At 71.1% G+C, this 25,931-nt stretch carries 20 protein-coding genes; 7 read left to right on the top strand and 13 right to left on the bottom strand.

Annotated elements, in window-relative coordinates; all coding sequences use genetic code 11:
• Positions 1-249: 249 nt before the first annotated feature.
• On the bottom strand, positions 250-2,157 hold the full coding sequence (gene typA / locus ABT114_RS39280) for a translational GTPase TypA (RefSeq protein ID WP_351148736.1): 1,908 nt from the start codon (positions 2,155-2,157) through the stop codon (positions 250-252).
• Between the two features lie 198 nt (positions 2,158-2,355).
• The gene (locus ABT114_RS39285; RefSeq protein ID WP_351148739.1) at positions 2,356-4,590 is read right to left on the bottom strand and encodes an ABC transporter family substrate-binding protein; all 2,235 of its coding nucleotides are present in this window, start codon (positions 4,588-4,590) and stop codon (positions 2,356-2,358) included.
• A gap of 335 nt (positions 4,591-4,925) precedes the next feature.
• Between ABT114_RS39285 and ABT114_RS39290 the strand changes: the two genes are divergently transcribed.
• Genes ABT114_RS39290 through ABT114_RS39305 form a run of 4 tightly spaced genes read left to right on the top strand, consistent with a single transcriptional unit; the run spans position 4,926 to position 8,788 of the window.
• Positions 4,926-5,216: an Rv0250c family protein gene (locus tag ABT114_RS39290; protein WP_351148742.1), complete on the top strand. Its 291-nt coding sequence runs from the start codon at positions 4,926-4,928 to the stop codon at positions 5,214-5,216.
• 20 nt (positions 5,217-5,236) lie between these two features.
• On the top strand, positions 5,237-6,058 hold the full coding sequence (gene sdhC, locus ABT114_RS39295; protein ID WP_351148744.1) for a succinate dehydrogenase subunit SdhC: 822 nt from the start codon (positions 5,237-5,239) through the stop codon (positions 6,056-6,058).
• A gap of 16 nt (positions 6,059-6,074) precedes the next feature.
• The gene (locus tag ABT114_RS39300) at positions 6,075-8,021 is read left to right on the top strand and encodes a fumarate reductase/succinate dehydrogenase flavoprotein subunit (protein WP_351148747.1); all 1,947 of its coding nucleotides are present in this window, start codon (positions 6,075-6,077) and stop codon (positions 8,019-8,021) included.
• Positions 8,018-8,788 carry a succinate dehydrogenase/fumarate reductase iron-sulfur subunit gene (locus tag ABT114_RS39305; RefSeq protein ID WP_351148750.1) on the top strand — a complete coding sequence of 257 codons (771 nt, stop codon included), beginning with the start codon at positions 8,018-8,020 and terminating at the stop codon, positions 8,786-8,788. Before ABT114_RS39300 ends, ABT114_RS39305 begins: the two co-directional genes overlap by 4 nt.
• Here ABT114_RS39305 and ABT114_RS39310 read toward each other — a convergent pair.
• Genes ABT114_RS39310 through ABT114_RS39320 form a run of 3 tightly spaced genes read right to left on the bottom strand, consistent with a single transcriptional unit; the run spans position 8,769 to position 10,343 of the window.
• Entirely contained in the window at positions 8,769-9,089 is a 321-nt protein-coding gene (locus tag ABT114_RS39310; RefSeq protein ID WP_351148753.1) for a hypothetical protein, read from the bottom strand. The genes ABT114_RS39305 and ABT114_RS39310 overlap by 20 nt on opposite strands.
• 4 nt (positions 9,090-9,093) lie before the next feature.
• The gene (locus ABT114_RS39315; protein WP_351148756.1) at positions 9,094-9,246 is read right to left on the bottom strand and encodes a hypothetical protein; all 153 of its coding nucleotides are present in this window, start codon (positions 9,244-9,246) and stop codon (positions 9,094-9,096) included.
• On the bottom strand, positions 9,243-10,343 hold the full coding sequence (locus ABT114_RS39320) for a glycoside hydrolase family 18 protein (RefSeq protein ID WP_351148758.1): 1,101 nt from the start codon (positions 10,341-10,343) through the stop codon (positions 9,243-9,245). Before ABT114_RS39320 ends, ABT114_RS39315 begins: the two co-directional genes overlap by 4 nt.
• A gap of 94 nt (positions 10,344-10,437) precedes the next feature.
• Here ABT114_RS39320 and ABT114_RS39325 point away from each other — a divergent pair, with 94 nt between their 5' ends.
• The gene (locus tag ABT114_RS39325) at positions 10,438-12,102 is read left to right on the top strand and encodes a hypothetical protein (protein WP_502988472.1); all 1,665 of its coding nucleotides are present in this window, start codon (positions 10,438-10,440) and stop codon (positions 12,100-12,102) included.
• 269 nt (positions 12,103-12,371) lie between these two features.
• Here the strand turns inward: ABT114_RS39325 and ABT114_RS39330 are convergent, their stop codons facing one another.
• The 6 genes from ABT114_RS39330 to ABT114_RS39355 form a co-directional block, all read right to left on the bottom strand.
• On the bottom strand, positions 12,372-14,984 hold the full coding sequence (locus tag ABT114_RS39330) for a SpoIIE family protein phosphatase (protein WP_351148761.1): 2,613 nt from the start codon (positions 14,982-14,984) through the stop codon (positions 12,372-12,374).
• 339 nt (positions 14,985-15,323) lie between these two features.
• Complete coding sequence (locus ABT114_RS39335) at positions 15,324-15,755, bottom strand: ATP-binding protein (protein WP_351148764.1); 432 nt, start codon at positions 15,753-15,755, stop codon at positions 15,324-15,326.
• Between the two features lie 94 nt (positions 15,756-15,849).
• Entirely contained in the window at positions 15,850-16,260 is a 411-nt protein-coding gene (locus ABT114_RS39340) for a (deoxy)nucleoside triphosphate pyrophosphohydrolase (RefSeq protein ID WP_351148767.1), read from the bottom strand.
• A 29-nt stretch (positions 16,261-16,289) separates the two neighbouring features.
• Positions 16,290-16,487: an SPOR domain-containing protein gene (locus tag ABT114_RS39345; RefSeq protein ID WP_351148770.1), complete on the bottom strand. Its 198-nt coding sequence runs from the start codon at positions 16,485-16,487 to the stop codon at positions 16,290-16,292.
• A 306-nt stretch (positions 16,488-16,793) separates the two neighbouring features.
• Positions 16,794-17,546, bottom strand: a complete 753-nt coding sequence (locus ABT114_RS39350) for a GntR family transcriptional regulator (RefSeq protein WP_351148772.1) — start codon at positions 17,544-17,546, stop codon at positions 16,794-16,796.
• Between the two features lie 146 nt (positions 17,547-17,692).
• The gene (locus ABT114_RS39355) at positions 17,693-18,898 is read right to left on the bottom strand and encodes a DUF4190 domain-containing protein (RefSeq protein WP_351148774.1); all 1,206 of its coding nucleotides are present in this window, start codon (positions 18,896-18,898) and stop codon (positions 17,693-17,695) included.
• A 400-nt stretch (positions 18,899-19,298) separates the two neighbouring features.
• Between ABT114_RS39355 and ABT114_RS39360 the strand changes: the two genes are divergently transcribed.
• Both ABT114_RS39360 and pabB read left to right on the top strand, forming a co-directional pair.
• Positions 19,299-20,009, top strand: coding sequence for a methyltransferase domain-containing protein (locus tag ABT114_RS39360; RefSeq protein ID WP_351148776.1), 711 nt, complete (start codon positions 19,299-19,301; stop codon positions 20,007-20,009).
• Positions 20,010-20,025: 16 nt separating this feature from the next.
• On the top strand, positions 20,026-22,137 hold the full coding sequence (gene pabB, locus ABT114_RS39365; RefSeq protein WP_351148778.1) for an aminodeoxychorismate synthase component I: 2,112 nt from the start codon (positions 20,026-20,028) through the stop codon (positions 22,135-22,137).
• A 193-nt stretch (positions 22,138-22,330) separates the two neighbouring features.
• On the opposite strand, the gene ilvA is transcribed toward pabB, so the two are convergent.
• Together ilvA and ABT114_RS39375 are read right to left on the bottom strand one after the other, a co-directional pair.
• Positions 22,331-23,581, bottom strand: a complete 1,251-nt coding sequence (gene ilvA / locus ABT114_RS39370; protein WP_351148781.1) for a threonine ammonia-lyase IlvA — start codon at positions 23,579-23,581, stop codon at positions 22,331-22,333.
• A gap of 197 nt (positions 23,582-23,778) precedes the next feature.
• The gene (locus ABT114_RS39375; protein ID WP_351148784.1) at positions 23,779-25,638 is read right to left on the bottom strand and encodes a helix-turn-helix domain-containing protein; all 1,860 of its coding nucleotides are present in this window, start codon (positions 25,636-25,638) and stop codon (positions 23,779-23,781) included.
• Positions 25,639-25,931 lie beyond the last annotated feature (293 nt).

Genomic DNA, 25,931 nt, shown 5'->3' on the forward strand with positions numbered 1-25,931 from the left:
GATTGACACCTGTGCGCGCTTGACACGTGAGACGACAGGACGGCATTTCGGACATAAGTGAACTTAATTTTGTTTACATGTCCGAAACGCGAAGGACCGATCTCCGATATCCGAACACAGGGTCCGCCGCCCCTTCACGCGACCCGAAGGATCCCGCCACACTTCGCGTAGTGCGGGTACGACGAAAGCCCGACTCTCCGCTGAGGCGGAGAGCCGGGTCTCGAAGCCGGCCCCGAAAGGGGCGGCGGGTCAGCCGTGCTTGGCGCGGCTCGCGGCGCGGGCGCGCTCGCGGGCGTCCAGGTTCACCTTACGGATGCGGACGGCCTCCGGGGTCACCTCGACGCACTCGTCGTCGCGGCAGAACTCCAGGGACTGCTCCAGGGAGAGCTTGCGCGGCGGGACGATCGCCTCGAACGAGTCGGCCGAGGACGACCGCATGTTCGTGAGCTTCTTCTCCTTGGTGATGTTCACGTCCATGTCGTCGGAGCGCGAGTTCTCGCCGACGATCATGCCCTCGTACACCTCGGTGCCGGGGTCGGTGAACAGCACGCCGCGCTCCTGGAGGTTCGTCATCGCGAACGCGGTGACAGCGCCGGAGCGGTCGGCGACGAGCGAGCCGTTGTTACGGGTCGTCAGGACGCCGAACCACGGCTCGTGGCCCTCGTGGATGGAGTGGGCGATGCCCGTGCCGCGGGTGCCGGTCAGGAACTCCGTCCGGAATCCGATCAGGCCACGGGACGGCACCACGAACTCCATGCGGACCCAGCCGGAGCCGTGGTTGGACATGTTGTCCATCCGGCCCTTGCGGACGCCCATGAGCTGCGTGACGGCGCCCATGTGCTCCTCGGGCACGTCGATCGTCATGCGCTCGACGGGCTCGTAGGTCTTGCCGTCGACCTGCTTGGTGACGACCTGCGGCTTGCCGATGGTCAGCTCGAAGCCCTCACGGCGCATCTGCTCGACCAGGATGGCGAGCGCGAGCTCACCACGGCCCTGGACCTCCCACGCGTCCGGGCGCTCGGTGTCGAGCACCCGCAGGGAGACGTTACCGACCAGCTCGCGGTCGAGACGGTCCTTGACCTGGCGGGCGGTCACCTTGCGGTCCTTGACGGCCGCCTTCGCGTCGGCGCCCTTGCCGGTGCCGCCGCGGCCGACCAGCGGCGAGGTGTTCGTGCCGATGGTCATCGAGATCGCGGGCTCGTCGACCGTGATCAGCGGCAGCGGGATCGGGTTCTCGGGGTCGGCGAGGGTCTCGCCGATCATGATGTCCGGGATACCGGCGACGGCACAGATGTCACCCGGGCCGGCCTTCTCGGCGGGCTTGCGGGTGAGCGCCTCGGTCATCAGCAGCTCGGTGATGCGGACGTTGGACATCGTGCCGTCACGCTTGATCCACGTGACGGTCTGGCCCTTGCGCAGCTCGCCCTGCTCGACGCGGAGCAGCGCGATACGGCCGAGGAAGTTGTCGGCGTCCAGGTTGGTGACGTGCGCCTGGAGCGGAGCCTCCTCGTCGTACTCCGGAGCCGGGACGTGCGAGAGGATCGTGGAGAAGAACGGCTCCAGGCTGTCGCTGTCGGCCGGGACGGTGCCGTCCACCGGCTTGGTCAGCGAGGCCACACCGTCACGCGCACAGGCGTAGACGATGGGGAACTCGATCTGGTCCTCGTCGGCGTCGAGGTCGAGGAAGAGGTCGTAGGCCTCGTTGACGACCTCGTCGATGCGCGAGTCGGGGCGGTCCGTCTTGTTGATGCACAGGATGACGGGCAGCTTGGCCTGGAGCGCCTTGCGCAGCACGAAGCGGGTCTGGGGCAGGGGGCCCTCGGAGGCGTCGACGAGCAGGACCACCGCGTCCACCATCGACAGACCACGCTCGACCTCGCCGCCGAAGTCGGCGTGGCCGGGGGTGTCGATGATGTTGATCGTGATGGCTTCGCCGCCATCCTTCGGGTGGTACTTCACGGCCGTGTTCTTGGCCAGGATCGTGATGCCCTTCTCACGCTCCAGGTCGTTCGAGTCCATCATGCGGTCGTCGAGCGACTCAGCGGCGTGCGCCGCGAAGGCACCGGCCTGCTTCAGCATGGCGTCGACGAGGGTCGTCTTGCCGTGGTCGACGTGGGCGACGATGGCGACGTTGCGGATGTCGTGGCGCGTGGCCATGGTGTGGCGTACTCCCGGAGTGGTGAGGACGGCCTGCGCGTACGTCTGTGTTACGCGGGCCCTGCCGGGCTTGACATGCCACGGCCTCACCCCATGGTACGGGGCTGCGGCGGCAGAGGCGCGCCAGGGCATATCCGCCCAGCTCAGAGCCGCTTTCCCGGCCCCGGGAGGGCGCAGTGGATCTCCTACATGGAATTTCTACTTCGCGGAATGGCCGGCCGACGGCCCGGCCGCCGCGCCCTTCTTCAGGAAGCCCATGTCCTCGTAGACGGGGGTCTGGAAGCCGAAGGCGCCCGCGTTCACGACGTTCTTCCGCGCCGCCGTGAGCTGGGGGCGCTGGTACAGCGGGATCGATCCGGCCGCCGCCCAGATCCGGGAGTCCGCCTTGCGGATCAGCGAGTTCTCCTCGTCCTCGTCCAGCGTCGCGATCGCCTGGTCGAAGAGCTGGTCCACCTGGTCGGTGCCGACCCGGGTGTAGTTCTGCTCGACGGTCAGGGAGCCGTCGGCGGCCGGGACCGGCTTGGCGTAGATGGGGCGGGCGTCGGTGGCGGGGAAGGCGGTGGCGGGCCAGGAGTACAGGGCGAGGTCGAACTGGCCGGAGGCGATGTAGTCCTTGAAGTAGCTCTCGTCCGGGACCTTGGTGACCTCCGTGCGGATACCGACCCGCTCCAGCATGCGGGAGACGCGGTCGGCGACGGTCCGCAGGGACGCGGAGCCGGCGCCGGAGGGGAGCACGAAACGGAGCGTGAGCGGCTTGCCGTCCTTGGCCAGCGACGCGGCCGCGGCGCCCGCCGGAGCGGCGGTTCCCTTGGGGGCGTACGCGCCGGGCGCACCGCCCTGCGGCAGGTGCTTGTCGTTGTACTTGCCGTCCTGCGCGAGGTGCCGGGGCCCCTCGTCGCCCTTCTCGTACTGCTCCCTGTGGTGGTCCCGCTTCTGCTCCCGGTCGGCGTCGCGGTGCGCCTTGTTGTCCTCGTTGTCCTCGCCGACGACGTATGTGCCGTCGTCGCCGCCCGGGGACTCGTCGTCGGCCTTCTCCCCCTCGGCCCCGGCCGCCTTCTCGGCCTTCTTCTGCTCCTTGACCGGGCCGCCGGGCACCCAGCCGGCGGACGCGAGGAGCGCCTGCGCCTCCGCGGTGTCCTGGCCGCCGAGCGCGCCGCTGTTGTCGGCGTAGGCCGCCTGCCCGGAGAGGGCGAGGTGGCTGCCGACGGGCACGGCGGGCAGGCCCAGCGGCTTCAGGACGAGCTTCGCGAGCTCCTTGCGGTCGAGGGCGCGGGCGACGGCACGGCGGACGCGCTCGTCGGCGAGGGGACCGTCGGAGCCGTTGAGGGCGAGCTGGGTGTAGGCCGGCTCCAGGGACTTGCGGACCTCGAAGCCGCGCAGGGCGTCCTGCTGGGCCTCCCACCTCGCGATCGCCGTGGTCAGCTTCTTGCGGGCGTGGATCTCGTCGTCGGCGGCGTCCTCGTCGGAGCCGTGCACGAGGGCCCAGGAGCGCAGCGCCTTCGCGGCGGTCCGGCCTCCGGCCGGGCCCTGTAGTGGCGCGCCGGCGCCCTTCGCCCGAGCGGCGAGCGCGATGGTCCGCACGTCGGTGGAGTCGATCTCGGCCAGGTCGACCGTGCCGGCGGCCAGGGCGGCGGCCCGCTTCTCGCGCGGCACCGCGTTCAGCACGATCTCGGACAGCTTGGCCGGCTGCCCCCACCAGCGCGGATTACGGGCGAGGGTGACCTGGGCGTTCTTGCGGTCGACCGTCTTGACGGCGAACGGCCCGGCGGTGACCGTCAGCTTGCGCCGGGCCCCGTCGTTGAAGGCGTCCGGGGTGCCCATGACGTCCTTCGGGTACAGCGGCGAGAACAGCGACCGCCAGTCGGCGTACGGCCGGGCGAAGGTCACCCGGACCTCCAGGTCGTTGTCGCCGCGTTCGATCTTCTCGATGCGGTCGTAGCCGGCGTTGCGGGCGGTCCAGTACGCGGAGTCCTTGCCGGACAGGGCGCGCCACTGGGCGGCGAAGTCGGCGGCGCCGATCTCCCGGCCGTCGCTCCAGACGGCCTGCTGGTTCAGCCGGTACAGCACGACCTGCCTGGGCTCGGTGTCGACGACCTTGGCGGACTCCAGGAAGTCGGGATTGCGCTGCGGGCGCCCGTTCGCGTCCAGCCGGAACATCGAGGGCAGGACGGCCTGCGCGACGCGGGTGGTGGTCGCGTCGGCGTCCGACTGGAAGGTGTTGAGCGTCTCCGGCACGGCGTCCACGGCCCAGTGCAGGGTGCCGCCGTCGGCGACCACGGAACGTGCGGCCGGCGCGATGTCCTGACCGGCCAGCGGCTTGCTCGCCTCGTCCTCGGAGCTGCACGCGGCGAGCAGGGGCACCGCGAGCGCGCCCGCGGTGAGGAAGGCGACCGAGCGCATGACCGCGCGCGGTCCGAGGCCGTCGTAGGACATCTCTGGGTACCTCCGGGGAGCCGCTCCCGCCGGTGACACGGGTGTGGTCTGTTCACATTTGGCGGTATTTTGGAGTTGATCAGATCTACTGACCCACTGAAGAGGAAAGGGTTCAGCAGCCCGGGGCGACACGGCGGCGGCGGCTCGGAAGCCCACCCGTGCGGCGCAACGCACGAACCCCGGCGCACACGGAGCGCTCACGGGTGTGCACGGGAGGCATTCAATCCGCCAATCGCTGCACATGCCTTCACACCGGCAGGTGTGACGCGCAACACTCGCAGGCGCATGAACGTCGCCACCCAAGGCCACACGGCCAGTGGAAGTGAGGTCATGTCATGTCCGTGCACGATGACCTGACAGCGATACAGCGCAGCCTCGACGACCTGTCCCGGTCGGTGAGCCGCCTGGAGCAGCAGATAGGCAGCCGCGGGCTCGATATGCGCCGCGTCCGCGCGGACGCCGATCATCTGCGCGAGAGCGTCGCGCTGCTGCGCGCGGTGGCCATCGCCGGCCCCTCATCCCACAAGCCCGAGCTCGTCACCATCTCCGACACCCCCTACAACAACGCCCTGTGGACGGACTCGGACGACGAGGGACTCGGCGTCCGCGACCGGCACGCCCCCTGAACCCGACCGGGAGTCCTGAGTTGGCCACTGGTACGGAACCTCATCCGAACAGCGGCGGCGTACGGTCCGCGACGCGCGCCGCGATCGACGCCCCACACCTGCGGACCGACCGGTGGTGGCTGGCGCCCGCCGCCACCGCCGCCGGTCTGCTCGCCTTCGTCGTGTACTCGACATGGCGGGCCTTCGCGAACGCGCACTACTACGCGGCGCCGTACGTCTCGCCGTTCTACTCGCCCTGTCTGGCGCAGAACTGCCGGACCATGCGCGCGGGCCCCAACGCCGACCTCTTCGGCAGCTGGTGGGCCATCTCCCCCGCGATCATCATCCTGATCTTCCCGCTCGGCTTCCGGCTGACCTGCTACTACTACCGCAAGGCCTACTACCGGGGCTTCTGGGCGTCGCCGCCGGCCTGCGCGGTGGCCGAGCCGCACAAGACGTACTCGGGCGAGACCCGCTTCCCGCTGATCCTGCAGAACATCCACCGGTACTTCTTCTACGCCGCGATCGTCGTCGCCGGGATCCTGACCTACGACACCGTGCTGTCCTTCCGCGACGAGCACTACAACTGGGGCCACATGGGCCTCGGCACCCTGGTCTTCCTGGCCAACATCGCGCTGATCTGGGCGTACACGCTGTCCTGCCACTCCTGCCGGCACATCGTCGGCGGCAAGCTCAAACACTTCTCCCGACATCCCGTGCGCTACCGGATGTGGCAGTTCGTCGGGAAGCTGAACGCCCGCCACATGCTGCTGGCGTGGGCGTCGCTGGTGAGCGTGGCGCTCGCCGACTTCTACGTGTACCTCGTCGCGTCCGGTGTCTTCGACGATCCGCGCTTCTTCTAACGAGTGGGGCCTATTGATGTCCGTGGTCGACCGGCAGGAGTGGGACGTCGTCGTGGTCGGGGCCGGCGGGGCCGGCCTGCGCGCCGCGATCGAGGCACGTGAGCGAGGCGCCCGCACGGCCGTGATCTGCAAGTCCCTGTTCGGCAAGGCGCACACGGTGATGGCCGAGGGCGGCATCGCCGCGGCGATGGCCAATGTCAACGAGCACGACAACTGGCAGGTCCACTTCCGCGACACCATGCGCGGCGGCAAGTTCCTCAACCAGTGGCGGATGGCCGAGCTGCACGCGCAGGAGGCGCCGGACCGGGTGTGGGAGCTGGAGACCTGGGGCGCCCTGTTCGACCGTACGAAGGACGGACGGATCTCCCAGCGCAACTTCGGCGGCCACGAGTACCCGCGCCTCGCCCACGTCGGCGACCGTACGGGCCTGGAGCTGATCCGGACCCTCCAGCAGAAGATCGTCGCCCTCCAGCAGGAGGACCACCGCGAGACCGGCGACTACGAGAGCCGCCTCAAGGTCTACCAGGAGTGCACCGTCACCCGGGTCCTGAAGGACGCCGAGGGCCGGGTCTGCGGGGTGTTCGCCTACGAGCGCGAGTCCGGCCGTTTCTTCGTCCTTCAGGCCCCCGCGGTCGTGATCGCGACCGGCGGCATCGGCAAGTCCTTCAAGGTGACGTCGAACTCGTGGGAGTACACGGGCGACGGGCACGCACTCGCCCTGCTCGCCGGGGCGCCACTGCTGAACATGGAGTTCGTGCAGTTCCACCCGACCGGCATGGTCTGGCCGCCGTCGGTGAAGGGCATCCTCGTCACGGAGTCGGTGCGCGGCGACGGCGGGGTGCTCAGGAACTCCGAGGGCAAACGGTTCATGTTCGACTACATCCCCGACGTCTTCAAGGAGAAGTACGCGCAGTCGGAGGACGAGGGCGACCGCTGGTACGAGGACCCGGACAACAACCGGCGCCCGCCCGAACTGCTCCCCCGTGACGAGGTCGCCCGCGCCATCAACGCCGAGGTGAAGGCGGGCCGCGGCTCTCCGCACGGCGGGGTCTTCCTCGACGTGTCGACGCGCATGCCCGCCGAGGTGATCCGGCGCCGGCTGCCGTCGATGTACCACCAGTTCAAGGAGCTGGCCGACGTCGACATCACGGCCGAGGCGATGGAGGTCGGGCCCACCTGTCACTACGTGATGGGCGGCATCGCGGTCGACTCCGACACGGCTGCCGCCCGCGGCGTGCCGGGCCTGTACGCGGCCGGGGAGGTCGCGGGCGGCATGCACGGCTCCAACCGGCTCGGCGGCAACTCCCTGTCCGACCTGCTGGTGTTCGGGCGCCGGGCGGGGCGGCACGCGGCGGAGTACGCGACCGGGCTGGGCGACGGACGGCCGCCGGTGGACGACGTCCAGGTCGACACGGCGGCGGCGGAGGCGCTGCGGCCGTTCTCGGCGGAGGGGCCGGCGCCGGGCGAGCGGGAGGGACATCCGCCGGAGAACCCGTACACCCTGCACCAGGAACTCCAGCAGACCATGAACGACCTGGTCGGCATCATCCGCCGCGAGGCCGAGATGGAACAGGCCCTGGAGAAGCTGGCCGACCTGCGTCTGCGGGCCCGGCGAGCCGGAGTCGAGGGCCACCGCCAGTTCAACCCGGGCTGGCACCTCGCGCTGGACCTGCGGAACATGCTGCTGGTCAGCGAGTGCGTGGCGCGGGCCGCACTGGAGCGCACGGAGTCGCGCGGCGGACACACCCGCGAGGACCACCCGACGATGGACCGCAGGTGGCGCCGTATCAACCTGCTGTGCGGGCTCGCCGACCCGACGGGCGGACTGGCGGCGACCGACCCGGTCCGCGGACAGATCGACCTGACCCGCGAGACCACCGAACCCATCCGCGCCGACCTGCTCGCCCTCTTCGACAAGGAGGAGCTGGTCAAGTACCTCGCCGAAGAGGAGCTGTACGAATGAGCGGCTACACGGCCCACTTCAAGGTGTGGCGGGGCGATGTGAAGGGCGGCGGTCTGGAGGACTTCAAGGTCGAAGTCAATGACGGTGAGGTGGTGCTGGACATCATCCACCGCCTCCAGGCCACCCAGGCCCCCGATCTCGCGGTCCGCTGGAACTGCAAGGCGGGCAAGTGCGGTTCGTGCTCGGCGGAGATCAACGGGCGGCCCCGGCTGATGTGCATGACGCGGATGTCGGTGTTCACGAGGGAGGAGACGATCACCGTCACGCCACTTCGGGCCTTCCCTGTCGTGCGGGATCTGGTGACGGACGTCGGCTTCAACTACACCAAGGCGCGCGAGGTCCCGGCCTTCGTCCCGCCGGCCGGACTCGGCCCCGGCGAGTACCGCATGCAGCAGGAGGATGTGGACCGCTCGCAGGAGTTCCGCAAGTGCATCGAGTGCTTCCTGTGCCAGGACACGTGCCATGTGGTCCGCGACCACGAGGAGAACAAGACGGCGTTCGCGGGCCCGCGCTTCCTGATGCGCGTCGCGGAGCTGGACATGCACCCGCTGGACGCGGCGCAGGAGACCGGCCTGGACCGCAAGAAGTCGGCCCAGGACGAGCACGGCCTCGGCTACTGCAACATCACCAAGTGCTGCACGGAGGTCTGCCCCGAGGGCATCAAGATCACGGACAACGCGCTGATTCCCTTGAAAGAACGGGCAGTTGACCGCAAGTACGACCCGCTGGTGTGGCTGGGGTCGAAGATCAGGAGGCGGACATCGTAGGCGGGGGCAGCGCACGGCCCGGTCGCTGGGCGAGCATCTGAAGGGCGAGCCCCACGAAGTTCACGCCCATCCCGGCGAGCGGGAGGTAGACGTGCAGGGGCTGCGCGTCGCCCAGCGGGCCCAGGAACATGAAGAGGCTCAGGCCGGCGGCGCTCAGCAGCGCCCCCGTCCCCCACAGCCTCGGCCGCAGCACCCTGCTGCGACCCCACGGCGGCACCCAGCCCGTGACGATCCCCGCAAGGCCGATCACCGCGTAGATCGTCACGCAGCCCACGGCCAGACTCACCAACGCCCAGTGCATGCGCTCACTCTCCCACATCGAAGGTGAGCCGGTAGACGCCCTTCTTGCTGCCGCCACGCAGGCGGGTGACGGCGGTGAGGGCGCGGTCCGGGCCGAGCGCGGCGCGGGCGAGGGAGGTGAGGTCGGAGCGGGTCAGGAGTGCGCGGGTGCCGGTCATTCGGTGTGTACCCAGTCCTTCCGGTAGGCCGACCAGTCATCCTCCGTCGCCGCGAAGTCCACGTACAGGGCGACGCCGAAGTTGGCGCGGTCCGCGTCCGTGCGGGACAGGCCGAGGCGGACGCCCCGGACGGCGGCGGGGACGGTCTCGGCGGAGGCGCGGTGGCCGAAGCGGTCCTCATGGAAGAACGGCAGGCCCATCAGCAGGTCGGTGGTGGGCGGGGTGACCTCCAGGGCGAGGGAGGTCTGCTGGGCGACGTAGCCGCCGTAGGTGCTCTGCAGCGGCTGCATGGTGTCGTACGACATGACGGCGATCTGGTCGACGCGGCGTGCGACCTGTCCGAAGAACTCCTGGGACCACCACTTCGGGTGCCCGGCGACCGTGCCCCAGAAAGAGTGGAACCCCGGGAGCGGGTCGATCTGGTGGGAGGCGACGGAGAGGGGTACGCCGGCGGCGGCGGTGACCGTGTGCAGGGAGTCGAGCAGGTCGAGGTAGTGGCCGTCGCCGGAGTGCAGGGGCTCCAGGTCGAAATGGACGCCGTCGAAGCCGGCGGCAAGGATCTCGCGGGTCGACCGGACGATCGCGGCGCGGGTGGCGTCCCGCTCCAGGTGCATTCCGTCGGGCTCCTCCGTGGCCAGCTTGTCGCCCAGCCAGGCCTGCACTCGTATGCCGGGGCTCTCGCGGTGTACGGCGGATATCAGCCAACTCGCTCTGGAATAGGCCGACTTGGGGAGCGTGCCGTCGTGCTCCAGCGGGCCCGCGTGGACGTAGAGGTCGCGGATGCCGGTGCCGTCCAGGCGGCGGGCCAGGGCCGTGACGTCGGCGTCGCGCTTGCGTCCGTCGACCCAGGCGTGGCCGAGCCAGATCGCGTCACGGTTGCGGGTGTACGTGCCGTCGGCGGGGTCGCCGGTGTAGTTCACGCGGAGGGCGATCTCCGCGGCGAGGAGGGGCAGGAGGAGGACCAGGACAAGCCCGAGGGCGAGGCGTGTCGCCCAGCGGACGCGGCGGCTGCGGCTGCGGCCGGCGCCGGCCTCGACCGGTTCGGCTTCCCCCGCCTCCGCCTCGGTCTCCGGCTCCGCGTGCTCCACGTGTTCCATCCCGTGTCCCCCTCATGCCTCGGTCTGCCTCACGCACCCCGCCTCGGACGCACACCGCTCGCGTGCCCGCATTCACCGCCATACGCTCCGAAATGTGACGTCATCCTTGTTCCGGGGCCGGCCGCGGCGTGCGAACGCGTACATATCCGTGCGGGTGGCGCATGCCGTGCTGGGCGCGGTGATCGGGCTCGTGTGGCTGATGTTGCCAGGGATGACGACGGGGAACGACGCTCCGGTTGCGATCACTGGCCCCGGGGCCTCCACGAACGCGGCCGCGACGCGGGAGGACGGGCCCCAGGGGGGTGGGACTCAGGAAGACGGGACTCAGGAGGGCGGGCCGTCCGCCGTCGATCTCGTCCTGCCGCTCGCGGCAGTGGGCGCGGCGGGCGTGGCCGCGGGGTACGGGTACATACGGCGCACCCGGCGGGCCCGGACCCGGACGACTCCCGGCGGGGCCCCCACCGGACCTCCCTCCCCCAAGCTCGGTTTCGCTCGAGCGGGGGGACCCCCATCGCCGCTCGCCGAACTCGACGGGCGGGCACGGGCGTCGCTGGTCGAGGCGGACGACTGCGTGCGCACCAGCCGGGAGGAACTCTCCTTCGCGCTCGCCTTGTTCGGCACGGAGCCGACGGAGCCGTACGCGCGGGCGGTACGGGAGGCGGAGGCGGAACTGGCCGCGGCCTTCGCGATGCGGCAGCGGTACGACGAGGGCGTACCGGCGGAGGAGGAGGCCCGTCGGCACGCGCTCGCGGGGATCGCCGGGCGGTGCGCGGAGGCGGGACGGCGGCTGGACGCGGAGGCGGTCGCGTTCGACCGGCTGCGCGGCCTGGAGCAGGGGGCGGGTGCGGCGCTGGAGGTCGCGGAGGCGCGGTTCCGGGAGCTGACGGGCCGTACCGGGGTGGCGGAGGCGACGCTCGCCGGCCTGGGTCTGCGGTACGGGCCCGGCGCGACCGCCGGGGTCACGGGCTACGTCGAACAGGCCAAGGACCGGCTGGTGTTCGCCACCACCCGCCTCAACCAGGCCCGCCAGGCCGCCGACCGGGGCGAGCCCGAAGGGGCGGCCCTGCATCTGCGCGCCGCCGAGGGCGCGGTGGCGCAGGCGGCGGTGTTCGTCGACGCGGTGCACCGCGTCGCGACCGATCTGACGGCGGCCACGGAGTGGCTCCCGGCCGCGCTCACGGGGGCGGAGGCGCAGATCGCGAGGGTACGGGTGACGGGGCCGGAGGCGGGGCTCGGCGTGCCCGTGGGTGAGCTGCGGGCACGGCTGCTACACGCGGACGCCGTACTGGACTCCGTACGCCAGGGAGTGACCTCACCGCGGCCGTACGATCCGCTCGAACTCCTGCGCCGGGTGGTGCGGGCGACCGCCCCGCTCGGCGCGGTGCGACGGGGCGGGGTGCTTTCGGCCGCCGCGTCTCTCGTCGCGCGTGGTGCCACCGCCGGCGCGGGCGGCTTCGTCGCGACGCACCGGGGCGCGGTGGGCGCCGAGGCCCGCACCCGGCTGGCGGCGGCAGAACGGCGCCTGGCCGCGGAGGACCTCCTGACGTGCGACGACCTGGCCGGGCAGGCCCGCCACCTCGCCGAGCAGGACGTACGGACGCACGGCAACCCTTACGACGGAGCCACCGCGCACATGAGCGGCCTCGCCGGGGCGGTCCTCGGCGGAGTCCTGCTGGGCGTCACCCCGGACGACGGCACACCGCCGAGTTTCGGCGGCCCCCGTACCCGGGCCCGCCGGGGGCGGCCTGCGACCGCGTAGCCGCCGAGCGACGGTCCACCCCCTGGGCCACGGGACGGCCGGAATGCGCTCGACGCCGCCCCGAACGGCCGTGCGCCCCACATGCTTCGCCGGACGCCACCCGCAGTGGGCCGTCGCCCGCACGACCGCCGAACAGCGGGGCCCTGAGCCTCGGCATCCGACCCCGCGGGGCCCACCGCGCCGGCAGCCCACCCGGCGCCGCACCCCGCAAGCTGTCACAGCCCCCGCACCTGCACCTGCAGGCCGGGAGCCGGTGGCCGCCCCGCGCCTCAGAACAGGCTCAGCAGCGCCTCCGCCGGATCCGTGAGGCCCGTCTCCCCGTCCGGGAGCGGGAGTTCGAACCACACCGTCTTCCCTCGGGGGGTCCGGCGGGAACCCCACGCGGCGGAGAGGAGGCCGACGAGCTGGAGGCCTCGGCCGCCCTCGTCGGTATCGCGGGCGCGGCGGCGCCGGGGCTGGACCAGGCCGGAGTCCCAGACCTCGCACACCAGGGTGCGGTCGAGGAGGAGGCGGAGTCTGATCTCGCCCTCGCCGTAGCGCAGCGCGTTGGTGACCAGCTCGCTGACCAGGAGTTCCGTGGTGTCGACCAGGGGCTCCAGGTCCCAGTCGAGCAGCTGGCCGCGGGCGTACTCGCGGGCGCGGCCGACGCTGCGCGGCTCGCGCGGCAGCGTCCAGTCGCCGACGGAGTCAGTGGGCAGGCCCTGGACGCGGGCCATCAGCAGCGCGATGTCGTCCTCGCCGTGGTGGGTGTCGAGGGTGTGCAGGACGTGGTCGCAGACGTCCTCGAGGGGCCGGGTCGGGTCCGTCAGCGCTCCGACGAACGCCTGGAGGCCCTCGTCGAGGGGGTGGTCGCGGGATTCGACCAGTCCATCCGTGTAGAGCGCCAACAGGGCGCCTTCGGGTAGTTCGACCTCCACCTCCTCGAACGGCTCCCCGCCGACACCGAGCGGCAGGCCGGGCGGCACGTCGAGCATCAGGGCGGCCTCGCCGGGTTCGACGAGGACGGGGGGCAGATGGCCCGCGTTGGCGAAGGTGCAGCGACGGGTCACAGAGTCGTAGACGGCGTAGACGCAGGTCGCGAGGTACACCTCGGACAGGTCGGCCTCGCGGGGGCGGCGGGCGGCGCGGGTGGCCTGCTGGACGCCGCCGGGGGTGCCGAGCCCGCGCGCGATCTCGTCCAACGCCGAGAGCACCTCGGCGGGTTCGAGGTCGAGGAGGGCCAGGGTACGGACGGCCGTGCGGAGTTCACCCATCGCCACCGCCGCGCGCAGGCCGCGGCCCATCACGTCGCCCACCACCAACGCCGTACGGTGGCCGGGCAGTTCGATGACGTCGAACCAGTCCCCGCCGACCTCGCTGGGGCGGCCGGTGGAGGCACTGCCCGGCAGGTAGCGGCAGGCGATGTCGAGGCCGGAGGCGACCGGGTCGCCGGGCGGGAGCAGGGACCGTTGCAGTATCAGCGCCCGCTCGTGCTCGCGCCGGTACAGGCGGGCGTTGTCGATGCAGACGGCGGCACGTGCCGCCAACTCCACCGCCAGCTCCCGGTCGCGCTCGCCGAACGGCTCGCTGCCCTTCGTACGGGCGAACTGTGCCAGTCCTACGACCGTGTCGTGGGCGACCATCGGAACGGCCAGCGTGGACTGCACCAGACCGCCCTCCTCGCCCGGGACGTGCTGCGGGCGGGCGGTACGCAGGGCGTCCGCGCAGGGGGAGTTGAAGGGGTAGTGGTGGACCGCGCCGACCGCGACGGTCGTGCCGTTGCCGGTGAAGGGGGCGCCGGAGACGGCGCTGGAGAAGGCGACGCGGCGCAGCTCGGCGCTGCCGTCGGCGAGGCCGGGCGGGGTCTCGTCGCCGGCCAGCAGGCCCTGGTAGAGGTCGACGGTGGCGAGGTCGCAGAAGCCGGGCACGACGACGTCGAGGAGTTCGCGGGCGGTGGTCTCCAGGTCGAGGGAGTTCCCTATGCGGGCCCCGGCCTCGTTGAGAAGGGCGAGATTGCGCCGGGCGGCGGCGGCTTCGCGGGCGGCGGCACGGCGAGCGGTGATGTCCGTGCTGAGCCAGGCAACGCCGATCGGACGACCGCTGCCGCTGTGCACGCGGTAGAGGTTGCTGGACCAGTGGCGGCGCTCGTCGGAGCCCGGTACGAAGCCCGTGACGTGCATGTCCGTGACGGAGTCGCCGGTCTCCAGGACGCGGCGCAGGGTCGCGCTGACCCGGTCGGCCTCGGGTCGGGGCAGATAGTCGTACACGCCCTTGCCGCGGTGGTCGTCGGGGGTGCCGCCGAAGACGGAGGAGAACCGCTGGTTGGCGCGGCGGATCCGCAGGTCGGGGTCGATCAGCAGGAAGCCGAACGGAGATTGGCCGAATATCGACTGCGAGGCGGCGAGGTCGGTCTCGATGCTGCGGAGCGTGCGGACGTCGACGACGATACAGACGGCCGCCTTGTCGCCCTCCAGGGTCCGCGTCGGCATCACGTAGACCTCGGCGAGCCCTCCCTCGCCCCGCTCGCCCGCCGCGATGTCCGGCATCCGGAAGGGGACCACCCCGGTCCACTCCCGGCCGTCGAGGATCTCGGCCATCTTGCGCTGACCCCGCTCGCGCAGGTCGGGGTCGATGAAGGCCTCGATGGGATCCATACCGACGGCACGCTCGGCGGGGATGCCGAAGATCTGCTCGGCGCGCATGGACCACTGGTCCACGAGCCCGTCCGCACCGATAGAGAAGGACGCGACCCGGATGTAGTCGTAGATCGAGCCGGGTGGGCTGCTCTGCCACATGGGGTCCCCGGACGGCACCTCGCCGTGGGCAGCAGTGCCCGCGGCATCCGCCCTCGCGCCGCCCGACGGGTCCTCCGACTCCGTGGCCTTCGCTGGTATCTCGCTCACGCGAACCGTCCCCTCCAGCTCACCGCGTCCGGCACCGGTCACCGGGGGCGGCTGCCCGCAGTATCCAGCACTACGGCGCCGCACAACACGGTGTTCACGATCACAGCACGGTCCAGGTACTTTTCGGACCGTGCCGTGACAACACTTCCAGTCTTCTAACCAGGGAACACGCCGTCGAACCGCGCCCGCCGGCGATCGCCACCGGCGTGAACCGGCCGTTCGACGGGAGAGGGCGCTCGTACAGCCCGTTCCGGGGGCGCGTACAGCCCGTTCCAGGGGCTCGTACAACCCGTTCCAAAGGCTCGTACGCCGCGAATCGATCGGGTGAACCGGGTGGGCTCACTCCGGTACCGCGAGCTCGAACCACACGGTCTTGCCGGTGTCGCCGGGGCGGGTGCCCCAACGGCGCGAGGAGGACGCGACCAGTTGCAGGCCGCGGCCGCTCTCGTCCTCGGGGCGGGCGACGCGCTCGCGGGGCGGGTCGGGCAGCGGGTCGGAGACCTCCACCACCAGCACTCCGCGCAGCCGGGCGGGGCGGACGAGGCGGACGCCGATGGGGCCGGTGGCGTGGCGCAGGGAGTTGGTCACCAGTTCGCTGACCAGCAGGGCTGCCATGTCACTGACGCAGTCGAGACCCCAGCCGCGCAGCCGGTCCCGGACGACCCCGCGGGCGGCACGTACGGCGCCGGGATCCGCAGGGAAGGTCCACTCTGCGTAGGCGCCTTCGGTGTCGATCACGCCGATCACTCCCAGGCCAGCGAGTTCAGCCATGTCCGGTTTCGTGGGGTTAATGGGCCCATACCCGATATCCGGGGCGCAGTACCGCTTACCGGAGCGCACTGTGGGACGAACGGCGTACAGGAGCTCAGCCCGCGCCCGCACCGAGGCGCGTGAGCGTCTCCCGTACCGCGGGCACGTCCTGGTCCAGCCAGTCCACGTCCCAGATCCCGGCGGGGGTGAGCCAGCGCAGCTCGTCGTGGTCCTGGAGGGGCCTCGGAGCGGCGGAGCCGGCGCGCAGGCGGGCGGTCCACACGTGCAGGACGTACGGCGACCTCAGGGGCCACTCCCCCGGTACACGCTCGACGGCCTCGGCCTCGACGCCGAGTTCCTCGCGGAGCTCGCGCACGAGGGCCGCGTCGGGCGTCTCGCCCGGTTCGACCTTGCCGCCGGGCAGCTCCCAGCGTCCGGCCAGTTCGGGGGGCGCGCTGCGGCGCGCGGCGAGCAGGCGGCCGCCGTCGAGCAGGGCGGCTCCCACCACCACGATCCGTTCCGTCATGGGCCGGAGCCTACGGGAGCGGGTAGGGGTCAGTTGCGGGAGGCGTCGCCGTTCTGCCCGATCCGCTCGACCCAGTACAGCTGCTTGTGTCCGCGGTGGTCGAGGCTGTCCGCGATCTTCTGCGCCTCGGCCCGGGTCGCGTACCTTCCCACGCGATAGCGATTGCCGTTGTCGTCCTGCCGTATGACGAGCCACGGAAGCGCGATCGTGCTGCCGCCGTCGTTCATCGCACCCCTCCGCTTCCCGCCCGCGGTCCACCCCGCGCCCCGCCCTCTAACGAAACCGCAATCCGCATATGCCCGAGCCTACGCCTAACCTTTACGCAGCGAATACGGCTTTACACAAAGAGGTACGCAACCGGCCATGACGCAGGGGGCGCACGATGACGAATGCGCCGTGCGGCGCCGCGGTGCAACCGGTCGGGGGCATGCCGGGCACACCCGGGGCGACCTGCGAGAACGACCGGAAACCAACGGCGCTCGAACCGGCCCCCGTTGAGCGCCTGCCCGGGTCAACTGCCCTGGGGTTGTGCGCTACTTCACGGGGAGGTGGTACGCGACCCGGTAGCGGTCGGCCGGGACGACCACGTCGGCCGTCTCCACCGGGCGCCCCGAGGCGTAGTACGTGCGCTGGACGACGAGGACGACATGGCCGGGCACCCCGCCCAGCGCGAGGAGCTCCTCGGCGAGACCGGGGCGGGCGCCGACCTCCTCCGTGACGTTGTCCACGATGACGTCGATGGCGCGCATGCGCTCGACCACACCCATGCCGCCGAGCGGGCCCTCCTCGGGCAGCATCACGGGCGTGCGGCCGGTCACGGCGAGCGGCTCCCAGGAGGTGGAGAGCATCATCGCCTCGCCGGCCTCCCGGAACACGTACCGCGTACACATCACGCGGTCGCCGGGCTTGATCCCGAGCCGCTCGGCGACGGAGCCGCTCGCCTCCGCCTGCGCGCTGCTGGACTCCCAGGTGCCGCGCGTGTCGGCGTCGGCCTGCTCCTGGCGGAAGGGCGTGGCGCCGCCGGTCGGACGGAAGCCGGAGCGGGCGATCCGGCGCGGCACGGGCCGCTCGCGTACGTACGTCCCCGAACCGGAGCGGCCCTCGACCAGCCCTTCAGCCATCAGCACCTTGCGCGCCTCCAGGGCGACGGTGTCCGAGACGCCGTACTCCTCGCGGATCCTGGCCTGCGAGGGGAGGCGGGTGTGCGGTGGCAGCGAACCGTCGACGATCTTCTTGCGGAGATCGCCCGCGACGCGCAGGTACGCCGGCTGCTCACCGAAAGTCACTGGCCGCTCCCATCAGGTTGTACAGACAGCAACAGCCTGGCAACCGTGGGTTGTGCCATGCAAGCAAAGGCCAGAGAATCACTCGATGTGATGACATCTGGCCGCGGAGGGCTTACCCAGGCACTTTCTCCCCGCTATGGACGTGATCACACATCTAGGCCGCTGCTGCCCGTGCTGTCGCCCGAGCCGTCGTCGTAGTCGTCGTACGACGGCGGGGTCGTGGCCAGCCCCAGAGCCTCGCGCGCGGTGACCGTGGTGGCGCCGTCGACGAACTCGTACCCGCTGTCGTAGTGCTCGTAGAAGGTGTCCGGGTCGTCGGCGGTGGCGGCCTTCGCCCACTCCTTGCGGGCGGCCTCCATGTCCTTCACCAGGGCGGCGACGGGCTGCTCGGCTGCGGACGGCCAGGTGTGCCCGCGCAGCGCCCCGGCCTGCTCGCCGAGCGTGTCGTCGACCTCGCCCGCCCAGTCCGTGTTGACCTCCAGGTCCTCCTCGGCGTACTCCTCGGGCTCCGCCGCCAGTGTCGTGTCGAGGGCGCGGCTCGCCTCCAGGAAGGCGAGTTGGTCGTCGTCGAGCGTCGTCCTGTCGTTGCGCAGCGAGCCGGTCAGCGTGGCGTCCTCGTCCGTGCTGCCGAAGGCGCAGGTGATCTCGCGGTCGCCGATGCTCCAGCTGTCCTCGGTCGGAGTGAAGTAGTACACGTCGACGTTCTCGGGCACGGCCCAGGTGTCCATCGCGTAACTGTCCTGAAGCGAGTAGCACTTGTCGTCGGCGACGTCCGTGACATGGCTGTCGCCGGGGTAGTCGGAGCCGCCGCTCATGTCGAACACGGCGAACACCTCGCCGTCGTGCTCACCCTCGCAGGGCACCTCGTCGACGTCGTAGGTGTAGCCCTCCAGGGAACCGCCCGGTGTGTCGAAGCACTCGCCGGCGCTGACCGACAGGCTCGCGCTGTCGCGCGCGCCGTCCTTGAACCCCTCCCAGATGTCGGACGCCCCGCCCGTGGCGAGCAGCAGCACCCACAGCACGAGCCCGATCGACGACATCACGGACCCGCCGATCGCCATCCCCTTGCCGCGCTCGCCCCGCTTCTTGATCTGGACCAGCGCGATCACTCCCAACACCAGCCCCACGGCCGGCAGGAAGCAGAGGATGCCGAGGACGAGGGAGGCGATGGCGACACCGTTGACGGGCGCGGGCCGGTTGAACGGGGTGTAGCCCTGTCCCCAGGTCTGGTACGGAGGCGGCCCGTACGGCGGGTACGACCCGTACTGCCCGTACGGGGCCGGCGGCGGAGCCTGGTACGGGCCCTGGGGCTGCTGGGGGTCGTGGGTCCCAGGGGGCGGAGGTATGGACACGAGTACCGTGCTCCTGGTTCTGACGGCGGGACGACGAAAGCGCGGCCGCCGCGGATTTTCGGATGCGGAAGTGACAGGAACTGGCGTACGGCAAGAACTGACGTACGACTTGGGCGCATCGTAAGCGGGCTACGACCGGGGGCGGAATGCCGGTCGGCCCCACGATCCTTCCCCCTTTCTGTGCTGGTTGCGACGACCAGAACGACGCAGAACGACGACAGCCCTCGGACTGCAGGACGCGGACCGCGCAAACCGGAACAGACAGGGCCGGCCGAGGACGTGGGTGTGGTCAGGCGTCATCGCAACGGTGATGTGTGGTTGCCGGGCTACCTTCCGGTCCACGGGCGGCACCGCCAAGATCGGTTACGGACGGGCGGAGCGAGAGACCAGGGACGGGGACATGCCGGAGATCACCGACTACACGCTCTCGCTGGAGCGGAGCCGGAACTCACTGACGCGGGCCGACCGGCCGCGCACCTTCACTCTCGCGGGGCGCGAATGGGACCTGCTGGACGGCGTGTTCGCCCCTCCGTTCTCCGCGTCCACCGGCGCGGCCATGGAGTTGCTCGGCCTCGCGGGTGCCGACCTGCGCCCGTGGCGCGGCTCGTTCCTGGAGGTGGGCTGCGGTACCGGGGTCATCGCGCTGTCCGCTGCCCTGGCGGGCTGCGACCGGGTCACCGCCCTCGACATCAGTCCGCAGGCCGTCCGGAACACCGCCGCGAACGCGGACCGGCACGGCCTGGCGGAGCGCGTACGGGTCCTCCACAGCGACCTGTTCGACGCTCTCGCCCCCGAGGACCGGTACGACACCGTGTACTGGCACTCGAACTTCGTGCTGGCCCCGGACTCGTACCGATACAAGTCGGACCATGAGCGCGCCTATGTGGACCCCGGATACCGGGCCCATCAGCGGTTCCTCATCGACGCCCCCGCTCATGTCGCCGCCGGCGGCAGGATCCTGCTGCACTTCAGCAACCGGGGCGACATCCGCGCGCTGCACGCGCTGGGCCACAGGTGCGGCCGCCGGCTGCGCGAGGCGGGCGCGCTACCGGTCGGGGAAGGGACCGACGAGGTCAGGCACCTGCTCTACGAGATCACTGTCACCGACTGAGCCGCAAAGGATGCCCGTGCGCACCCTACTGATCGACAACTACGACTCGTTCACCTTCAACCTGTACCACTATCTCGCCGAGGTCGGCGGCGCCGAACCTGTGGTCGTCCGCAACGACGATCCCACGTGGCGACTCGACCGGCTGGCGGAGTTCGACCAGGTCGTCCTCTCCCCGGGTCCGGGACATCCCGGCCGCGACACCGACTTCGGGATCTGCCGGGACGTCGTCGAGCACGCGGACATCCCGCTGCTCGGGGTCTGCCTCGGGCATCAGGGGGTGGCGCTGCTGCACGGCGCCACCGTGGGGCGCGCGCCCGAGCCCCGGCACGGTCGGCTCTCACCGGTCCTGCACGACGGGACCGGGCTGTTCCGCGGCGTTCCCGCGCCGTTCGATGTGGTGCGGTACCACTCGCTGGCGGTGACAGACCTGCCGGCCCCACTGGAGGCGACCGCGTGGACGCCGGACGGCGTCGTGATGGGCCTGCGTCATCGCCGTCGCCCGCTGTGGGGCCTGCAGTTCCACCCGGAGTCGGTGCTCACCGAACACGGGCACGAACTCCTCGCCAATTTCCTGAAGTTGAGCCAGCAGTGGCATGCAGGGGAGGGCCGGGGGCACACGCGCTCCGGCGGGCCGCGGACACCGAAGGCGCTGCCGGACGTCCCGCGACGGGGTACCCGGCAGCAGCGGCGACGACTGCGGGTGCTCGCCGAGCAGCTCACCACCCGGTGGGTGGACGAGGTGGCCTTCCAGCGGCTGTTCGGCAAGAGCGCGACCGCGTTCTGGCTGGACAGCAGCAGCACCGGCTCCGACGCCGGGCGGTTCTCCGTCATGGGGGACGCCACGGGTCCGCTCGCCCGGGTGGCGCGGGCCGATGTGCACAGCGGCACCATCACCGTGGACTCCCCCGCCGGCACACAGATCGTCAGCGGCGACTTCCTCGACTGGATCGGCCGCGACCTCGCGTCCGCGCAGCCGCAACTCCCCGATCTGCCCTGCGACTTCGCGCTCGGCTGGGTCGGCTTCCTGGGCTATGAGCTCAAGGAGCAGTGCGGTGCGGACCTGGCGCATCCGGCGCCGGAGGCCGACGCCGCCATGGTCTTCGCCGACCGTGCCGTGGTCCTCGACCACACGACCGGCACCACCTACCTGCTCGCCCTCGCCGAGGACGACGAGACGGCGGCCCGCGGCTGGCTGCGGGAGACGGCGCAGGCGCTGCGGGACATCGCCGGGCAGCCCACTGCCGAACCGGCCGCAGCGGGCGCGCCGGGGCCCGTCCGGTTGCGCCACGACCGGGACACGTATCTGAGGCTGATCGATGCCTGCCAGGAGGACATCCGGGCCGGAGAGTCGTACGAGATCTGCCTGACGAACATGGCCGAGGCGGACGGGGAGCTCGACCCCTGGGAGGCGTACCGCACGCTGCGCCGCTTCAGCCCGGCGCCCTACGCGGCGCTGCTGCGCTTCGGGGACCTGTCCGTGCTCAGCACCTCGCCCGAACGTTTCCTGCGGGTCACGGCGGACGGCATCGCCGAGTCCAAGCCGATCAAGGGCACGCGCCCGCGCGGCGCGACACCCCGGCAGGACCAGGAGATCGTCGAGGAGTTGCGCGCCCACGAGAAGGACCGGGCGGAGAACCTCATGATCGTGGACCTGGTCCGCAACGATCTGGGCCGGTGCGCTGTGCCCGGCACGGTCGAGGTCACCCGGCTCTTCGACGTGGAGACCTACGCGACCGTGCACCAGCTCGTCAGCACCGTGCGGGCCCGGCTGCGGCCGGACCGTGACGCGGTGGACTGCGTGCGGGCGGCGTTCCCGCCCGGTTCCATGACCGGAGCGCCCAAGCTCCGCACGATGCAGATCATCGACCGGCTGGAGGGCGGGTCGCGTGGCGTCTACTCCGGAGCCATCGGCTACTTCTCCTTGTCCGGCGCCGCGGATCTCAGTGTCGCCATCCGTACCGCCGTGCTCACCCCGGGGCGGGTCCGCTACGGCGTCGGCGGTGCGATCGTCGCGTTGTCCGACGCGGAGGCCGAGTTCGAGGAGACCGCCGTCAAGGCCGCGCCCCTGCTGAGGCTCACCGGGGGCGGGTTCCCCGGGCGTCACTCCGACCGCTCCCCCGTCGGGTAGAACTGCCGGGCCCAGTGCCGGGCAGCCCCAAGCGGTCATCCTTGCTCAGCCCGAATTCCCGCAGATCGCGCAGGAAACATCCCCTCGTGGTTGCTTTCCTCGGAGAAATAGCGGGCGAGGGTGGCCCGAGCCTTGGGAACCTTCTCAAAATGCGCCCAAGGTGCGTGACACGGAATGCCGATGCCGGGAGAAATTACAGGAGAAAGGAGAACAGCGGCGATCCCGGCGAGATCCGCTCGATGGACAGCGGGCTGTCCTGCATGCGCCGCAGCAGGCTGTCGAGGTCCTCGGGCCGTTCCAGTTCGATGCCGACGAGGGCCGGGCCCGTCTCCCGGTTGTTCTTCTTGACGTACTCGAAGGCGACGATGTCCTCCCCCTTGTCGAGCACACCGTCGAGGAAGTGCCGTAGCGCTCCTGGCTGTTGGGGGAAGGTGACGAGGAAGTAGTGGCGCAGGCCCACGTGCACGAGGGAGCGCTTCTCCACCTCGGCGTAGCGGCTGACGTCGTTGTTTCCGCCGGAGACGACACACACCGTGGTGCCGGGGGCGGCGTCGGGCAGGAGCTGCCGGGCCGCCGCGCTCGCCAGTGCCCCTGCGGGCTCGGCGATGATCCCGTCGGTCTGGTACAGGTCGAGCATCTCGGTGCACACCGCGCCCTCGTCGACGGTGACCACCTCGTCCACGAGGTCCGCGACCACCGGGAACGCGTGCGCGCCGATCTTGCCGACCGCCGCACCGTCGACGAACGAGTCGATCCGGTCGAGCGCCACAGGGCCGCCGTGCTTCAGCGCGGCCGTCATGCTGGCGGCGCCGGCCGGCTCGGCACCGATGAGGCGGGTGTGCGGGGAGTGCTCGCGCATCCACACGGCGATCCCGCTGATCAGACCGCCGCCACCGACGGGCACCACCAGCGTGTCGACGGGGCCGTCCGCCTGCCGCAGGATCTCCCGGGCCACGGTCCCCTGCCCCTCCATCGTCCGTACGTCGTCGAAGGGGTGGACGTAGACGGCGCCGTCGCGCTCGCTCTCCCACTGTGCCGCGGCGCTCGCCTCGTCATAGGTGCTGCCCACAACGACCAGTTCCACGACGTCGCCGCCGAGTGCCGCGATGCGTTCCCGCTTTTGCCGCGGAGTGGTGGACGGGACGAACACCCGGCCGCGAATTCCGAGCCTGCTGCACGCGAAGGCCACTCCCTGGCCGTGGTTTCCCGCACTCGCGCACACGACACCGCGCCGCCGCTCGTCGTCCGTGAGCGACGCTATGAGATTGAACGCACCGCGCACCTTGTACGAGCGGCAGACCTGGCTGTCCTCCCGTTTCAGCAGAGTCCGGTTTCCGAGGAGAGCGGACAGCCGCTGATTCTCCTCGAGTGCGGTGTGGCGCACCACCGGATCGATACGCCGAGCGGCCTGTTCAATTCCCGTTGCGGTAAGGGTGTTTGACATGCGGGGATGCTAACTCGGCCTTATACCAGGCCATTTCACCGTCCATGATGCGGACGCCACCGGGGATGATCAGCACCACGCGAGCGCGGGTGTCGCACGCAGAGCCGAGACGGCGGCACGGCGAGCCGCTGCCGGGCATGTTGTGGGTTCCCCGCACGCCCGGTGGGAGCGGGAGGTGCCGGCGAGGTGGCCCGGCGTCAGCCCTGGCCGTCGTCGTCGGTGGCCCGCAGGTAGGTGCGTACCCTGTACATCCGCAGCGCGAGCTGGACCTCCAACGCGCCGGCGCCTTCCTGCCAGCGGGGCCCGATCAGCTCGCTGACGCGTTCCAGACGCCGCGCGACGGTGTTGGCGTGCACGAAGAGGCGCTCGCCCGCCCTGGTCGGGCTGCTGTTGGCGGCGTAGTACGCCTCCAGCGTCGGGACCAGGTCCGTGGAGCGCTGCTCGTCGTACTCCAGGAGCGGTCCGATGACCGCGCCGATGAACCCCTTCACGTCGCGTTCGTCGGCCAGGAGCAGTTCGAGGAAGCCGAGGTCCCGCGGGGAGGCGACCCCGCCGGTCGCGCCGAGCACCGTGATCGCGTCGAGGCAGCGGACGGCCTGCTTGTACATCCCCGGCGCCGCGTCGGGCCGCGCGCCCGGTCCGGCCGCCCCCGCGGTCACGGTCCGCCCCGTGGCGACGGTACAGGAGTCCGCCGCGGCCCGGGCCACGGCGGACGGGTCCGCGCCCGGCAGCAGGAGCACCACATGTTCCTCGCGACGGGAGCACAGCCCGCCCGCCTCGCGCGCGTACACGGCCGCCCAGGCACGGGCCCGATCGGACAAGCCGCCCTCCGGCCGGGCCACCACCACGACATGCGGGCTGTGCAGATCGATCTCCAGACCGCGGGCCCGCCGCGCCGTGAGCTGCCTGGTGCCCGGTCGCGCTGCGAGCAGGGCCTCCAGGAAGTCGTCCTGCAAGGCGGTGCCGGTCGCGCGGCTCTGCAGCAGGGCCGCCAGCGCCTGCGCGCAGCTGCGCAGGAGAGCGACGTCCAGATCGTGGAGGGGCTGCGCACGGCTCAGCACCAGCCGGCCGTAGTCGACGGCGCCGCGCACCGGGCAGGTCCAGCGCCCGTCGGCCTCCTTGGGCGCGGCTGTCCCCTGGTCGTGCCGCGGCACCTCGCTGTCCCCCTCCTCGAACCTGATGTCGGCTTCGAGGAGTTGACCCGCTACGACGAGGAGCCTGTCGACGTCCGCGCCACTGAGCACCAACTCCATCAGGGTGTTCTGGCTGCCCCTGAGCCGCCAGCCCCTCTCGCGCTCCTCCTCGGCCCGGCGCACGTCCGAGGAGAGCCGTTCCACCGTCGCCCGTATCCGCTGCCGCTCCAGGCCGACCGAGACGGCTTGGGCGACCAGTCGGCCGAACTCCCCCACCAGGGCGATCTCGTCGGACGCGAAGTGGCGCACCTCGCGCCCCGCCGCGTACAGCACCCCCAGGTGGGTGCCGTCGGACCTGCTCAGCGGGACCGCGACGACGGCCCGCAGGCCTTCGGAGCGGACCACCTCATCGATCTCCGGCGAGTGCCGGATGTCGGGGTCGGCCAGATAGTCCGAGGTGCTGAACGGGGCGACTCGCCGATGGGCCGCGGCGCCGAGTCCGCCCTCCTTCGGCACCTGGAAACCCGGTGTCAGCCCTGAGGCGTGTCCATCGACCGCGCGCACCACGTCCGCGTCCAGCTCCGGGTCGTACAGGCTGACGTAGGACATGTCGAGGTGGAGCAGTGTGCGCACTCTGCGGGTGACGAGCCCCAGCATGCCGGCGACGTCGCCCGCGTCCAGCAGATCACGCGTGGCGTCAAGCAGCCCCGATAAGCTGGCGGTCCGTCGTCGCTGCTGCTCGATCAGACCGCGCACCTCGTGCGCGAGCCGCTCCGCCCGTGAGAGGCGCCTCAGATCCGCACCGCCGACACCCCTCGACTTTGCGTCCGCGACCGGATCGCGAAAGGAAGTGGCCGGGGCCTCGCTCGCGAGCAGTTCCAGATATCTGACGGCGTCGACCACATCCGGCTCGGCCCTGCACACCTCGCCCCGCTCCCCCCTGCAAGTGATCTTCGATGGCTGATCCTAGAGACCTGACGCCTTCTGTCCACCCCCGTCTCACCAGGTGAGTTAATGAGTTCGACATGAGACCGAAGCAGTGCCGTGACCACCACGGATCGGCGGCGCGCAGGTGTCGGGCCATCTACTGCGGCGACCGGACACGAGATCGTGGCGTGACCGCCGGGCTCATCCGGGAGGCCGCCCACCATTTCGGAGGCTTCTGTGCACCGGACGATCGACGGCCACCGACTGCCCGACGAACGGAGCGAAGCGGA

This window comes from Streptomyces sp. NPDC002088 (genome assembly GCF_040296605.1).
Lineage (GTDB): Bacteria > Actinomycetota > Actinomycetes > Streptomycetales > Streptomycetaceae > Streptomyces.